This is a genomic window from Mesorhizobium sp. LNJC405B00 (assembly GCF_000502615.1).
In the GTDB taxonomy this organism is placed as follows: Bacteria; Pseudomonadota; Alphaproteobacteria; order Rhizobiales; family Rhizobiaceae; genus Mesorhizobium.
This window is the reverse complement of the sequence record NZ_AYWC01000004.1, coordinates 362,097-376,443: the sequence shown is the minus strand read 5'-3', so window position 1 is coordinate 376,443 and position 14,347 is coordinate 362,097. Positions and strand designations below refer to the sequence as shown.

At 59.2% G+C, this 14,347-nt stretch carries 16 protein-coding genes; 4 read left to right on the top strand and 12 right to left on the bottom strand.

The features are described 5' to 3' along the window. Nucleotides 1–59: 59 nt before the first annotated feature. From cyoD to X756_RS154555, 5 genes are all read right to left on the bottom strand, one after another. Complete coding sequence (cyoD, locus tag X756_RS154540) at nt 60–470, bottom strand: cytochrome o ubiquinol oxidase subunit IV (RefSeq protein ID WP_023668026.1); 411 nt, start codon at nt 468–470, stop codon at nt 60–62. Beyond that, a complete protein-coding gene (locus tag X756_RS154545; RefSeq protein WP_023681134.1) occupies nt 467–1,153 on the bottom strand; it encodes a cytochrome (ubi)quinol oxidase subunit III in 687 nt (228 codons plus the stop codon). The genes cyoD and X756_RS154545 overlap by 4 nt, the downstream gene beginning before the upstream one ends. Next, complete coding sequence (cyoB, locus tag X756_RS154550; RefSeq protein WP_023729509.1) at nt 1,150–3,150, bottom strand: cytochrome o ubiquinol oxidase subunit I; 2,001 nt, start codon at nt 3,148–3,150, stop codon at nt 1,150–1,152. The genes X756_RS154545 and cyoB overlap by 4 nt, the downstream gene beginning before the upstream one ends. Nucleotides 3,151–3,152: 2 nt before the next feature. After that, on the bottom strand, nt 3,153–4,118 hold the full coding sequence (gene cyoA / locus X756_RS01000000165370; RefSeq protein ID WP_023729508.1) for a ubiquinol oxidase subunit II: 966 nt from the start codon (nt 4,116–4,118) through the stop codon (nt 3,153–3,155). A gap of 197 nt (nt 4,119–4,315) precedes the next feature. After that, complete coding sequence (locus tag X756_RS154555) at nt 4,316–5,206, bottom strand: MBL fold metallo-hydrolase (protein ID WP_023729507.1); 891 nt, start codon at nt 5,204–5,206, stop codon at nt 4,316–4,318. Between the two features lie 299 nt (nt 5,207–5,505). Here X756_RS154555 and X756_RS154560 point away from each other — a divergent pair, with 299 nt between their 5' ends. Further along, nucleotides 5,506–6,663, top strand: coding sequence for a hypothetical protein (locus X756_RS154560; RefSeq protein WP_023691420.1), 1,158 nt, complete (start codon nt 5,506–5,508; stop codon nt 6,661–6,663). A 69-nt stretch (nt 6,664–6,732) separates the two neighbouring features. On the opposite strand, the gene X756_RS154565 is transcribed toward X756_RS154560, so the two are convergent. Genes X756_RS154565 through X756_RS154575 form a run of 3 tightly spaced genes read right to left on the bottom strand, consistent with a single transcriptional unit; the run spans nt 6,733 to nt 9,619 of the window. After that, a complete protein-coding gene (locus X756_RS154565; RefSeq protein ID WP_023687824.1) occupies nt 6,733–7,254 on the bottom strand; it encodes a ferritin-like domain-containing protein in 522 nt (173 codons plus the stop codon). 47 nt (nt 7,255–7,301) lie between these two features. After that, on the bottom strand, nt 7,302–8,444 hold the full coding sequence (gene glf / locus X756_RS154570) for a UDP-galactopyranose mutase (RefSeq protein ID WP_023668033.1): 1,143 nt from the start codon (nt 8,442–8,444) through the stop codon (nt 7,302–7,304). A 2-nt stretch (nt 8,445–8,446) separates the two neighbouring features. Beyond that, nucleotides 8,447–9,619, bottom strand: a complete 1,173-nt coding sequence (locus X756_RS154575; protein WP_023729506.1) for a glycosyltransferase — start codon at nt 9,617–9,619, stop codon at nt 8,447–8,449. A 353-nt stretch (nt 9,620–9,972) separates the two neighbouring features. Between X756_RS154575 and X756_RS154580 the strand changes: the two genes are divergently transcribed. After that, nucleotides 9,973–10,890: a hypothetical protein gene (locus X756_RS154580; protein WP_023729505.1), complete on the top strand. Its 918-nt coding sequence runs from the start codon at nt 9,973–9,975 to the stop codon at nt 10,888–10,890. A gap of 183 nt (nt 10,891–11,073) precedes the next feature. Here X756_RS154580 and X756_RS154585 read toward each other — a convergent pair whose 3' ends face one another. Next, nucleotides 11,074–11,250, bottom strand: coding sequence for a hypothetical protein (locus X756_RS154585; protein WP_155922451.1), 177 nt, complete (start codon nt 11,248–11,250; stop codon nt 11,074–11,076). A 140-nt stretch (nt 11,251–11,390) separates the two neighbouring features. On the opposite strand from X756_RS154585, the gene X756_RS154590 reads away from it, so the two are divergent. Further along, the gene (locus X756_RS154590) at nt 11,391–11,900 is read left to right on the top strand and encodes a pyridoxamine 5'-phosphate oxidase family protein (RefSeq protein ID WP_023729504.1); all 510 of its coding nucleotides are present in this window, start codon (nt 11,391–11,393) and stop codon (nt 11,898–11,900) included. A 40-nt stretch (nt 11,901–11,940) separates the two neighbouring features. Further along, the gene (locus tag X756_RS154595; RefSeq protein WP_023729503.1) at nt 11,941–12,531 is read left to right on the top strand and encodes a cupin domain-containing protein; all 591 of its coding nucleotides are present in this window, start codon (nt 11,941–11,943) and stop codon (nt 12,529–12,531) included. Nucleotides 12,532–12,540: 9 nt separating this feature from the next. On the opposite strand, the gene X756_RS154600 is transcribed toward X756_RS154595, so the two are convergent. The 3 genes from X756_RS154600 to xth all read right to left on the bottom strand — a co-directional run bounded on the left by X756_RS154600 (nt 12,541) and on the right by xth (nt 14,316). Next, the gene (locus X756_RS154600) at nt 12,541–12,837 is read right to left on the bottom strand and encodes a SemiSWEET transporter (RefSeq protein ID WP_023681146.1); all 297 of its coding nucleotides are present in this window, start codon (nt 12,835–12,837) and stop codon (nt 12,541–12,543) included. Nucleotides 12,838–12,852: 15 nt separating this feature from the next. Next, the gene (locus X756_RS154605; RefSeq protein WP_032999356.1) at nt 12,853–13,422 is read right to left on the bottom strand and encodes a hypothetical protein; all 570 of its coding nucleotides are present in this window, start codon (nt 13,420–13,422) and stop codon (nt 12,853–12,855) included. A 117-nt stretch (nt 13,423–13,539) separates the two neighbouring features. Beyond that, complete coding sequence (gene xth / locus X756_RS154610; RefSeq protein WP_023729501.1) at nt 13,540–14,316, bottom strand: exodeoxyribonuclease III; 777 nt, start codon at nt 14,314–14,316, stop codon at nt 13,540–13,542. Nucleotides 14,317–14,347 lie beyond the last annotated feature (31 nt).

The window sequence follows — 14,347 nt, the reverse complement described above, 5'->3', positions numbered from 1 at the left end:
TCTCCTGGGGCCATCGGTGCGAATGGCGCTGCGGGCGGCCGTGCGTTCGCGGGTAGCGTTCAAGGCATGGTTCCGGCTTGATGGGGTGTCATGGCAGCCATGTTTTCATTCAGATGGGCCATGATCCAGATAGAGCCCAGAACCACCAGCGCGACGATCAGCACGCCGAAGGCCAGCGCCAGGATGTTGTTGGTGTTGTCCGGCCCGGTGGTCAGGTGCAGAAAGAAGACAAGATGCACGCCCATCTGCGCAACAGCGAGCACCACCAGGGCCGAGATGACCGCGGGCTGGTAAATCAGATCGGTTCGCGCCGCCAGGAATGACGCGATCGTGAGCAGGATGGCCAGCCCGAAGCCGAGCACATAGCCCGAGAGGCCCCCAGCCGTTTCGTGCTCGCTTATGTGTTCCTCGCCCGGCGCTGAATCGCGGCGGTCCTGCAACTCGCCGGTCTTGCTCTCGAACTCGGTCATGACGATGCTCCCAGCAGATAGACCAGGGTGAAGATGGCAACCCAGATGATGTCGAGGGCGTGCCAGAAGAGCCCGAAGCAGTGGAGCCGCCGCAAGATGTCGGGCCGAAAGCCCTTGACCCACAGCTGCGCCATCATCGTTCCCAGCCAGAGCAGGCCGAGACCGACGTGGGCACCGTGGCAGCCAACGAGCGCAAAGAAGGCAGAAAGAAATGCGCTGCGCGAGGGGCCTGCCTGCTCGCCGATCATTGCCGCGAACTCCTGTAGTTCCAGGAACAGGAACGCTGCCCCGAGCAACCCCGTGACGAGAAGCCAGAACTGCGTGGCAGCCATTGATCTGCGACGGGTGGCGAGTGTTGCCACGCCGCCGGTGAAGCTCGAAGTGAGCAGAAGGCCCGTCTGGACCGCAACCCGTGTCGGTTCGAACAGATCCTTGCCTGTCGGTCCGCCGGCGGTTGCCTTGGCGAGCACGGCGTAGGCGGCGAAAAATGCCGAGAACATGATGATGTCGGACAGGAGAAAGATCCAGAAGCCGTAGGTCACCGTGACGAACTTTGAGGCCGGGCCGCCTTCTCCGTGGCCCGTCGCAGAGCGCACCGCATGCCGACCGGTGTGATTAAGCCGATACGGGTCCCGTGCCTGGGTGCCGGCGCTGATGTCGCCGGAGAATGCGTGATCGCTCATGCCGGGCGCTCCCACCCGCGCAGCCGGGCAAACTGGGCTGCCTTGTGGTCATGGTCGATGCGGGCGACCTCGTCGACAGGGATCTCGTAGTCTCCATGATCGCGCCAGGCGAATACGACGAAGGTTGCGTAGGCGCCGATGAAGCCGACGATCGCCAGCCACCATATATGCCAGATCAGCGCGAAGCCGATCAGTGTGCTGAAGAAGGCGGTGACGAAGCCAGTCGGGCTGTTGCGAGGCATCTCGATCGGCTCATATGCCTTTTCCTCGTCCGAGCTCTGTTCGATCCCTCGTTGCTTGATGCTCCAGTAGGGCTCTTCGTCTTCCACGTGAGGCAGCCGTGCATAATTGAAGACAGGAGGAGGGGAAGATGTCGACCACTCCAGCGAACGCCCGTCCCACGGGTCGCCGGTTTCGTCGCGAAACTTGTCGCGATGCCGGATCGAAACGAAAAGCTGTGTGATCTGCAGCGCCGCGCCGGCGATCATCACCACCACGCCGAAAGCGGCCACCACCAGCCACGGTGCCCAAAGGTCCATATCGATATGTTGCAGGCGCCGCGTCATGCCGAGCAGACCGACGATATAGAGCGGTACGAAGACCAGCATGTAGCCGGCCAAGGTGACCCAAAATGCCGCCTTTCCCCAGCCTTCGTGCAAACGGAAGCCGAACGCCTTGGGGAACCAGTAGGTGAAGCCGGCGAATGCTCCAAACAACACGCCCGAGATGATGACGTTATGGAAATGCGCGACGAGGAAAAGGGAATTGTGTAGCACGAAGTCGGCCGGCGGGACGGCAAGCAGGACGCCAGTCATGCCGCCGACGGTGAAGGTGGTCACGAAAGCCAGTGCCCAAAGCATCGGCGTGTCGAAACGAACGCGCCCGCCATACATGGTGAAGAGCCAGTTGTAGATTTTCACACCGGTTCCCACGGCAATGACCGACGTGGCGATGCCGAAGGCGGCATTAACGTCCGCTCCGGCACCCATGGTGAAGAAGTGATGCAGCCAGACCATGAACGAGACGATGCAGATGAACATCGTGGCCGCGACCATCGAACGGTATCCGAACAGCGGCTTCGATGAAAAAGTCGAGAAAATCTCGGAAAAGATTCCGAAGGCGGGAAGCACCAGGATGTATACTTCGGGATGGCCCCACGCCCAGATCAGGTCGACGAACATCATCTGATTTCCACCGGCTTCGTTGGTGAAGAAGTGGAAGCCGAGATACCGGTCCAGCGTCAGCATTGCGAGCGTGGCGGTAAGGATCGGGAAGGCTGCGACAATGAGCAGGTTGGACGCGAGCGAGGTCCAGCAGAACATCGGCATTCGCAGATAGCCCATTCCCGGCGCCCGCATCTTGAGGATGGTCGTCACCAGGTTGACACCGGTGAGCAGCGTGCCGACGCCGGAGATCTGGATCGCCCACAGATAATAATCGACACCGACGCCCGGCGAGTAGGTGGTTTCCGACAAAGGGGCATAGGGCAGCCAGCCGGTGCGCGCGAACTCACCGACCACAAGCGAGATGTTGACCAGCAGGGCTCCGGAAGCCGTCAGCCAGAAGCTGACGGAATTGAGCGTCGGAAAAGCGACATCGCGTACGCCAAGCTGCAGCGGCACGACGAAATTCATCAGGCCGATCATGAACGGCATCGCGGCGAAGAAGATCATGATCGTGCCGTGCGCGGAAAAGATCTGGTCGTAATGCTCCGGCGGGAGGTAGCCCGGCCCGTGAATCGCCAGCACCTGTTGTGTGCGCATCATGATAGCATCGATAAAACCACGAAGAAGCATGAGCATCGCCAGCACAATGTACATCACGCCGATGCGCTTGTGGTCGACCGAGCTTATCCACTCGCTCCACAGATATGGCCAGTAGCCCTTCACCGTTATCCAGCCAAGCACGGCGGCTGCTGCCAGAAAGACGCCAAGGGCTGCGCCGAGGGGGATGGGTTGATCGAAAGGAACGGCCGACCAGTCGAGCTTGCCCAGCATCGTCATTCTGCGCCTTGTGGATGATGGGTCATCGTTGCCGCCGCCGCGGGTAATGCCCTTGGGCTCACCTGTGGCTCGCCGCTGGCTGCGCTCTCAGCAGGCCCCGGACCCGGTGCGAGCGTCTGCTGAACGACCGCTTCGAACAGCCCAGGCTGGACATGACCGAAGGAAGCCGGCGCCACATTTGTGCTTTGCCGGGCGAGTTCGCGATAGGCGTTGGCATTCAGCACGCCGCCCCCGCCACGCAGCGATGACGCCCAGCGGGTGAAGGCATCGGCTGAAACCGCGCTCACACTGAAATTCATATCCGAGAAGCCGTCGCCGCTGAAGTGCGCCGACTGGCCGAAAAAGCTGCCCTCGCGGTCGGCCTGCAGATGCAATTCGGTCTGCATGCCGTTCATGACGTAGACCATGCTGCCAAGCTGGGGCACGAAGAACGTGTTCATCACGCTGGCCGAGGTCAACTTGAAACGCACTGGAACACCGGCGGGGATAACCAGTTGATTGACAGCACCCACGCCCTGCTCGGGATAGAGGAACAGCCATTTCCAGTCGAGCGCCACCACCTGAATGTCGAGCGGCGGCTGGCTAGAAGGGATCGGTTTGCGCGGATCGAGTTGATACGATCCGTAGTAGATCAGCCCGCCAATGAACAGGATGGTGAGCGTCGGGATCGACCAGACGATCAACTCCACGCGTCCCGAATAGGTGAACTCCGGGTTATAGCGGGCGTTGCTGTTCGAGGCGCGGAACTTCCAGGCGAATGCCAGAAGTGCAACAAGCGTGGGAACAACGATCACCAGCATCACCGCCAGCGAGTTCAAAAGGATCGTGCGATTGCCGACGCCAATTGGTCCTTGGGGATCGAGCACTCCCCCCGCGCAACCGGGCAAGAATGCGCCTCCGAGGATCCAGAGCAGTTGGCGTGTCAACTTAGGGCTGGATGGCAACAACACCGGTTCTGCAATCTCTCTTTGCGGGAACGCGCGTTAGAAGCATGCGTTCATCGGGTTTCCATCTGAGCCTCCCCATGGCGCGGAACCTCGCGGCACTTCGCAGGGTGTCGCCCCCTGAGCGAGTGCCCCAACTGTCGCCGGAGGGGTTTGTTCCGCTGGACCGAGTTACTCTGTCCGATGGTCCCGCGTTGGCCAATCCGACCATAATTTCAGAACGATGGCGGCTCGATTGGCCTAGCTATCGGCGACGCTGGCTCGCGCACGAATTTCAATTTCGGCGGGACGGCGAATACCCTGAACCGCTCAGCCAGGTTGTCGAGAGCCTGACGCATGCCCACTCCCGCAGCAGCCGCGCCGTGCCCACTGATGACCATCTGGGGGCCCAAGGCAGCCAGATGCTTCACGGACCTTTCCGCTGCATCCCAGTCTGGCGTGAAATAGCGCGGCGGACCGTGCATCTCGAGATCCTGAATGGCGACTTCATAGACCGACTCCTGACCGGTGGTGATGAAAGCGTCTCCTACGATGAGCGAGCGGTCTTGCTCGCGCCAGAGCGAGATATGCCCAGGGGCATGTCCGGGTGTGTGCAGCCATTGCCATCCGGGCATTCCGGGGATCGATCCATCGGCGGGCAAGGGTTGCAAACGGCTGCCAAGATCGATTGGCCCGCGTGGAAAAAGCGGTGAAAGCAGCGCCATCAGTCCACCCCCAACCCAGGGATCCGGTGGCGGATAGGATGTGGTGCCGTCCAAATAGGGGTGCTCGAGTGGATGGGCGAAGACAGGCACGTCCCAGCCATTTGCGAGTTCTAGAACCGTTCCCACATGGTCGAAATGGCCATGGGTCAGGATGATTGCAGCCGGCCGTGCGTTGACGCCGAACCGCTTTTCCGCGGCCGCTAGAATGCTGCTGCGAGACGTCGGCAACCCGGTATCGATCAGCACCCAGTTCCGATCTCCGCTGCCCGGTTCGCCGAAGAACACGACATTGACGATTGCTAGCCGCAAGTAACCCAGGTCCGGTGCGATGCTCCAAGCGCCGTCGCCACGATCCTCGCGCCTGGCGTGGTCGATCTCGGAAAGTCGAATCTGAACGGTCATGTGATCCCATGCCTCTGTTGTTGCCGAGCAGCCGCTCGAGTGGATGACGGCGGCTGTACATCGCCCCGAACTTGGGACGGGCCTCCTTGTTCCTCATTTGCACGCGGCGCCCGGACAGTTCACCACCGGAACAAAGGCTCTACCAATGGGTTCGGCACTACCCGGCCACGCAAGGACGAGCTGGACTGAGCAACGAACATGGGGCGCGCCCGACCGAATTCGGTATTTCGCCAACGCGGTTCCCGGTCCGGACAAGGCGGCCGAGTTCGAAGCCGATTGCCCAAAGGAGACTTCGAAAAATGAGCGAAGTGGGACGCCAGACGGAGGCCTCGGTTCCGGAAGCTTCGCGCTTCGCCAGTTTTTTCATGGCAGGCTTTGAATGCTCCTCGCACCGGCGCAAGGACGGCGTTCGCCTCGATCTTATTCGTGCGACCTCGCATAATTTGCATGCCCTGGGCGACTACCGCGGCTGCGCCGAACTCGGCCTTCGCACGATCCGCGACGGCCTGCGTTGGCATTTGATCGAAACCGCTCCCGGAACCTATGACTGGTCAAGTTGGGCGCCAATGGTGGAGGCAGCCCGATCGGCAGGTGTTCAGGTAATCTGGGACATCTTTCACTACGGATCTCCGGACCATGTCGATCAGGGCTCGCTGCATTTCATCGACGCCTATGCCTCGTTCGCGGCAGAAGCCGTCAAGGTACACCGTTCGATCACCGGAACATCGCCTCTGTTGTGTCCCATCAACGAAATCTCCTTTTTCGCATGGGCTGTCGAGGTCGGCTATTTCCCGCGCGTGGGGCCGAACAAACGTGGATGGTTCAAGCGGCACCTCGTGAAGGCCGCCATCGCGGGTGTTCGTGCAATGCGGGAGATCGACCCCGCCTGCAGATTTGTGTGGGCCGAGCCGCTTATCCATATCGCCCCTCGTGACCGGACCCGCAGCGAACGGCGCCGGGCCGAAAACGCCCGACAGGGGCAGTTCGAAGCTTACGACATGTTGCTGGGCCGCGTCGAACCTGAGTTGGGCGGGAGCGAAGATGTTGTCGATGTCGTGGGCTTGAATTTTTATCCGCACAATCAATGGTACGTAAACGGGCCGACGATTCCGATGGGACACCACGAGTACCGCGCCCTGTCAGAAATGTTGCTAGAAGTTGCCCACCGCTACGGTAAGCCGATGTTCATTGCGGAGACCGGTTCCGAGGGATCCGGCGGGCCGGCTTGGCTCCACTATGTCTGCGACGAGGTGCGTTCCGCAATCAGTCTCGGAGCGCCGATCGAGGGTATTTGCCTGTACCCGATAACGGCCTACCCGGGCTGGGACAATTCGCGACACGCCGAGGTTGGTTTGTTTTCCGTCATCCAGGCTGATGGCAGGCGACACCTGCGCAAACCCACAGCAGATGAACTGGCCCGTCAGCAAGCTCTTCTCGTGGCGGACACGACGCCTTGAAGAGGCCTCAAACGAGGGAGGGGCGGGCGAGCGTCTGTTTCGAAACGCCGCCCGCGCCGGTGCGGTGCATCAGCTTTTTGCAGTCGCCCCGGCCTCGCGCAACCTGGCATACCGCATGGTAACGTCGCTCAGATTTTCCTTGAGCCAGTTGGCCATGGCTTCCTCTTCGTTCAGGTTCTGCTTGAGGGCCCTTTCAGCATCCTGGAAGCCCCCGGCGTCGGCCAGTACCAGCAGCGAATTGTAGGCAGCAATCTCGTAGTTCTCGAATGCGAAATTCGCCAGGCTGTTCTTGATGATCTCGTCGCCGGCCATCGAATGTCCAATGGCGGCCACGCTGCCAACCATCGACAAGGCGGTGTCCTTGAGGGTGGAGTGCTCCTCGCCAAGGCCCTCCAGGACGGACTCGAGTCTCGTGATCTGGCCTTCGGTTTCCTGAATGTGCCGGCGCAAGCGATCGGCCACCTCCGGATAGTTCTCTATACGCTCGACCTGAGGCTTCATGATCGACAGCGCTTGATTTTCCATGGCGTGCGCGTTGCGCAAGCCGACGATAAATATCTCACGGCTTTCCGAGTTGAAGTTTGTATCCATCGAGTTTCTCCTTCTGATACCCGCCCGATCTTCCGTCTTGAAAGAAACTATCTTCTCGGCTCGGCCAACAACGGCTCGTCCGTGCGCGCCCAGGCCGGGAGGCTTTTTTGGATGCGCGAGAAAGTGGCCAGAGCCTGTCCGACTACCTGGTCCATGTTGTAATAGCGGTAAGTTGCAAGCCGACCGACAAACCAGACGTCTGGGCAGCTTGCCGCGAGCGCTTCATAGCGCTTGTAGAGCACTTCGTTTTCGGGCCGGGGCACGGGATAGTACGGGTCCCCGATGTCCGTGGGGTATTCGTAGGTCAGGCTGGTCCGCGAACTCTGCTGGCCGGTCAGATGTTTGTACTCGGTAATGCGCGTGTAATCTTCCGTCTGGGGATAATTGACCACGGCAACCGGCTGAAATTGCTCGCAATCCAGTGTAACGTGCTCGAAACGAAGCGAACGGTACGGAAGGTGCCCGAGCTGCCAGCCGAAATATTCATCGATCGGGCCGGTATAAACCATGCGCCTGAACGGTATCTTCTCACGAATTTCACGGAAGTCGGTCTGCAGCATGATCTTGATGTTCGGATGATCGAGCATGCGTTCGAACATCCGCGTGTACCCGCCGGCCGGCATTTTCTGGAAGCTGTCGCTGAAATAGCGGTCGTCACGGTTGGTCCTGGTCGGCACTCGTGCCGTCACGGATTTGCTCAGCTGACTGGGATCGACGCCCCATTGCTTTCTTGTGTAGCCGCGGAAGAATTTTTCATAGAGCTCGCGCCCCACGGTGCTGACGACGACGTCCTCAGCCGTTCGGACGTCCTCCACCGTTTCGCGTCGCGACGCGAAGAAATCCTCCAGCTGTGCCGAGGTCAGGTCTAGCCCGTAAAGCCGGTTGATGGTGTCGAGATTGATCGGGATGGGAACGAGTTGCCCGTCCACGGCCGCCAACACCCTGTGCTCGTACGGCCGCCATTGCGTGAACTGGGAAAGGTGGTCCACGATCGTTTGGCTGTTGGTGTGGAAGATGTGCGGGCCGTAGCGATGAATGAGGATGCCGGCTTCATTGTAGCAGTCGTAGGCGTTGCCTCCCACATGGCTGCGGCGATCGATCAGCAAAACGCTTTCCTGACGCTGCGACGCTATCCTTTCGGCAAGCACACTGCCGGCGAAACCCGCGCCGACGATCAGCCAATCGAACATGGCTATGCACTCCTGCGAAGGGGCACGACCTTCTTGCGTTGATAGGCGCGCTCAATGTGAGCTGCCATGGCATTCCATGTCCGTTCCCAGGACATGTCCGCAAGGTAGGCATCGACTTGCTGCAGGAGCATCTGACGCGGTCGCGAAAGAACGGAGCGCAGCTTGATTTCCAGATCGTCACAGTCGGCGATTTCCACCAGCCCGGCAGCACCGTAACTGCGAACCACGTCGACGATTGCCGTCGAGATCACCGGCAGACCCGCCGCGAGAAATTCCGGCGTCTTGGTCGGGCTGATGAAACGCGTCGCCTCGTTGAGGGCAAACGGCATCCATCCGGCGTCCCAATGGCGCAAATAGTCGGGCAGATCGCAGTAGGCTTTCGGCCCAAGCCAATGAAGGTTTTCGGCTTGCGGCAGGCTTGCAGGGTCGATCTTGACAACCGGACCGAGCATGACGAAATGCACGTCCGGCATTGTCTTTGCCGCTAGCGCCACGAGATCGACGTCCAGCCGCTCGTCGATGACGCCGAAATATCCAACCCTCGGGGAAGGAATGCCCGCCTGGTCGGCTGGGTCCCTTCCTGGCTGTCTTGCGGTGTGAAAGTGCCTCACATCGATGCTGCTCGGAAATGGAAAGATGGCGGGATGGAGGTGACGCTTGGTCTCGAACAAGCTTAGACCACCGGTGAAAACCAGATCCGCGCGGCGCAGAAGCGCCTTTTCCATCTGGCCCAGCTCGGGGGGCGCATTCCTGAACGCAGAGAGTTCGTCCATGCAGTCATAGACGCATATGTCTGGGTCGAGGAATTCCGTAAAGCGGAGAGCCATTGGGGTGTAGTACCAGGCGATCAGCCGGCTATGCGGCATAGAAGCGATGGTCTGCTGCACAAATCTCCGCTGGACGGCATCTGCTTTCGCGGCCGACGTGCCAAGCGGCAGCACTGGTGTGACAATCAGAATGTTTTCCGATGCCACGCTCGTCCGCATCAGCGGCTGCGGCAATTCTTCGAAAACGGGTTCTTCAAAGTAGACCACTCTCTGCTGAGCGGATGCGAGAGTGAGGAGATGCTGCGGACGCTGGTGAACAAAATTCCATCGTAAGTGGGAGAAGCAAACCAGTATATTTTCGCGACGAACATATTGACTGCCGGTTACCCCGCCAAAGGCCGCTTCCATTGACATACTCCCTCTGTGACACTATTTATGTTACGATTAACATTTGTTAATCGCGAATGGAGAGAACTACTTAGTTCCAGCTCCTAACTTTCGATCAGGTGAGTTGTTCCAACTGAAATGAAGAAGGCCCAGTCGCCCGCTTGGTCCACGCACGAAGCGGGATCTGGTTGCGGAGGTAAGGGCGGCTGTCGGAACCCGGCCGCCACTGAAAGCGTGGTTCAACGAGGAATGCTGGTGGACAGCGGCATTGCCGTATTTGCGTTGAACTCGTTGGCTATAGAATGTGCCTAACATCAATGATTCGCCTGTATCTCTGCGCGTCTCCGACTGCCGAGGCGAATTCCGGGGCTGACATGAACATCAACTTTGAAACCAACGTTTTTCCACTGTTTCATCCGCAAAGCGTGGATGATCTCAAGGACCCGTGTCCTGTCTTCGATGGCCGTGTCTGGCACGTCTTCGGGTCAAGCGGCACGGTCACCACCGAGACGTGGAGAATCTTGCATGCCACGGCGCCCGATCTTTATGGGCCGTGGGCCGAGCATGAGCCGATCGAACTTCCAATCAACGGTACTGGTGTTGCGGCTCCCGGTGTGACCCACGAGTGCGGCGTCTTCCACATGTTCATCCAGACGGAATTCATGAAGTCGGGTGGCCGTTGCGAGCATGCGGTTTCCAACGACGGGTTCCATTGGGTAGTCCTCAGTCCGGCCATTCTGGCCATCCCGGACACGGAAGAGGACGGCATTTACGATCCGCATCCAGCAGTCATTGGAGGTGGGCGCTACCTGGTTTATTCGGCTATGCCAAAATTCACGAGGGTGCCTCAGCCCGACATCTATCTGGCACGTAGCCAGTCCGACTCGTGGTTCGGTCCGTGGAAGCGGATCGGCAAAATCCTCGACCACAACGATGTTCCCCACCATAACACCAGAGATGATCCCGACTACGAATGGGGCATTGAGGGCGCGCAACTGATCGAGCTGCCGGACGGCCGGGTGCTTCTCAACGCCACCTGCTTTCTTCCGAATGGCCTTCGGGGAAACCGGCAACGGGTGTTTTTTGCCATCGCCGACGAGGTCAGCGGCCCTTACGTTTCGATCGGCCCGGTGTTGGAGCCAGGTCAACCGGGCGAGAACGGCCACTCGACTGTGATGATCGATGGCAGTCAGCTTTCACTGTTCTACCAGAGCCGGGTTGCCACAACCGATCACCGATGGCGCTATGGTTTGGCCAGATGCGACGTAGCTCTCCTTTCAAAGGTCGCGTGATTCCAGGCTGCCATTAGCGCCTTGAGGCGGATGCGCGTCATGCGGCCATGGAACTCCGGAGGGTTGAAGGTGATCCGCGTCGGTGACGGTAGCAAAGTGTCATCGCGAAATGATGTCAGCCCGTTCGTCAATTGTCTCCGCGCATCGATGACACCGCCAGACGCCCGACTAATGGGCTCATAGCTATTTCTTCGGTCCCTTGACAGGGAATGTCGCGTCGCCGTCTTTTTTGCCGGAGATCACCCGCGGATCGGCGCTGGCGACGCCATCGTTTCCGCCGCCCTTGTGGTCCTTTTCCGACTGACCCTTAGCGTCCTGCTCGGGTGTCCGTCTTGATGTTCGAAGCGTCTTGTCCGCCATCATGGCCTCGCGTTTGCCATCCAAACTTCCGGCAATTTCGAAAGTTCCACCGCTTTAGCAAGCCGAAGGACCCAGTGAGTTGGAACGTCGTGGCGGGACGTGAGTTGTAAGCGAGGATATTCACCCGCAGGAGGACGCTTATGGCTAACCGCCGAGAGCAGCAGACGGACCTCACGCCCGCCGAGGCGACAGACCGCATCTGGGAACTCGCCGAGGACATCGACGTCTGCATGTTTGTGACCTGGGACGGCGAGTACAATCGAGCCCGTCCGCTATCTGCGCGTGTGGTCCGTGAAGAAAACGCCATATATTTCCTCGTCAATGACGACAGCGCCAAGAGCAAGCAGCTGTCGACCTATCCAAAGGTCACATTGGCCTGGAGTGACAACAGCCACTACAAATACGTCACGATGTCAGGCCCGGCCACAGTGACAAATGACAGGGAAAAGATCGCCGAGCTCTGGGAGAAAACTGACTCAGCCTGGTGGGATAATGCCGATGATCCCGAGATTCGTCTGATAACGGTCAAACCCGACGAAGGCGAATTGTGGGACAGCCCGGGGCTAATCATGGCTACCGCAACGATGGTGTTTGCGGCCGTTACCGGCGCCAAGCCGAATGTGGGCGACAACGCAAAGGTCGAGCTCTGAGCGAGCGGCTAAACTAACCTCTGCTTTAGAGGCAGCGTCGATGAGCATTTTGGAAACCAGCAAGAAGGTGATCGAGAACGTCACCGGTTTCGCAAGACCGCGCATGGAAATCGTCGCCGGATTGGTGAGGCAGCGAAAGTCGAATGAGTTCTGGTTCAAGGATGATGGACTTGTGCCCAATCATCCAGCATGGCCGCTCGTCGTTTATCGCGGCGCCGTCGAATTGCCCGAAGGACTTGATTCAGCAGCCGTCATGGAGGTGCTTTTCGATGCAAACGGATGGGGCGATAGCTGGCGAAACGGCATCTATGATTACGTTCACTATCATTCGCAAATACACGAGGTTCTGGGAATTGCGCGCGGAAATGCTGAAGTCCGGTTTGGCGGCAAGAAAGGACGAACGCTGTCGCTGAAGGCCGGTGACGTCGCGGTCCTCCCGGCAGGCACCGGGCACCAATGCGTCTCGGCATCCGATGATTTTTTGGTTGTCGGCGCGTATCCTCCGTTTGGGAGTTATGACGAATGTAGGAGCAAGGATCAGCATAGCGATGCGCTCGCAACCATCCCCAGCGTGGGGCGTCCGCGCAAGGATCCTGCATATGGTAGCCAAGGTCCGCTGCTGAAAAGTTGAAGCGCTAATTTAGTCGTCGGGGTCGAAAGCCTTGGCAACTGCGTCTTTCTCAGCCTGCGGCAGGACTGTCATTGTGAGAATGAAGGCTGACAGCAGGAGACAGACGCCATTCGTGATTATGATCGGCCACTCTGCCTTCATGATGCCGAAGGCCAGCCACAAGGCGAAGCCCAACACAGTGATGGCATACGTCGGCGCGGAGATGCCGCTTGTCTCCCGTGTCCTGATGATTTTCCAGGCTTGCGGGGTGAAACTGCTCATCGAGCAGACGGTCGCGAGATAGCCGATGAGCGTGACTGTCTGCATGGAAGCGGCCCTGACCTACGTCGCAGATACGCGCTTGAGATCAGATACGCGGACCACGCCGTGCTGACTGACAAAGGTCAGGGTGGAGGCCGTGCTCTGGCTCTGCGAAACACCGGATATGCGATGGTCGCCTGTGTCATAAATCTCCGTCTTTCCATGATCGTCGATGACCAGGCGGCTTCGCTCAGGAAACGCTGCGTAGCGCATATTGTTTTGAGAACCAGCGGCAGACGGGCTCCCAAGCTCCTCAGGCCACCATGAGCCGGCGTGGGCCATACCTGCAGAACGATAGCTCACATTCGTGTCGTCGCGTTGTGGCTTGGCGGGATGTTCGCGCAAGTAGGCCGAGAGCTCCGCCGCGATAGTGTTGAGCTTCGCCTTGAGGCTGTCATCGAACATGTCGCCGACCATCGTCATGCCGGAGGACCATTGTGACATTCCTCCGAAGTCGACGTGGCTGAACTGGGCCATGGTTCCACCACCACGCCGCAACGCCTCAAGGACAGCCATGACAGCGCCATCGGCGACGCCATGCTGGCGTGCAAGGCGCGCAATCAGTTCAGCTTCCTTTTGAGTGTTTGTCATCATTGCGTCCTTGAATCGCTTGGCGCCGGCAGTCCTCATTGTTGACGATAGACATGCGCGGCCAAATGTAATCACGAAGGAGCGCCACTAGGTCTTCAGGCTCCTTGCCGAGGAAGCTCAATCAAGTTCTATCCAGGCTGGCGCATGATCGCTCGGCTTGTCCCATGCACGCGTTTCGGCATCTACTCCGGCATTCTTCAGGCGATCCAATAGGGATGAACTCAGCAAGAGATGGTCCATCCGGAGCCCGGAACTCCGATCGTACCCGCCGCGGTAGGAGAAGTTCCAATAGGTGTAAATTCCTTTTTCTGGATGAATGCGACGAACCGCATCGAACCAGCCCTGAGCAAGCATTTCGGCGTACGCGCTCCGGCTCTCGGGGAAGTAAACGGCATCGCCAACCCAGCGCCCCGGCACCGCCGCGTCGATCGGGCCTGGAACGACGTTATAGTCGCCGCACAGGATGGTCGGTGAGCTATCGCCGAGCAGCACCTGGCCATAGGTGATCAAACGTCGGAACCAGCGAAGTTTGTAGTCGAACTTCGGCCCCGGCGCTGGATTGCCATTGGGCAAATACAGGCAGCCGACAACAAGCCCATTCACATCTGCCTCGATGTAGCGGCTGTGCGAATCGTCGGGATCGCCCGGCAGACCTCGACGACGTTCCAGCGGCTCAATCCCGCGAGCGAGGATTGCCACGCCATTGTAGGACTTCTGTCCGTGCCAGATTGCGCCATAGCCGGCGTTTCTAATCGGATCGACGGGAAATTTTTCGTCAGAGGTCTTCAGTTCTTGAAGGCAGACGATGTCATAGCCGGTTTCGCCAAGCCACTTGAGAAGCACTGGCAGTCGGCCGTTGACGCCATTGACGTTGAAGGTTGCGATGCGGGTCATCTCGACGATTTAACGTCTTTGCGCCGCTTCG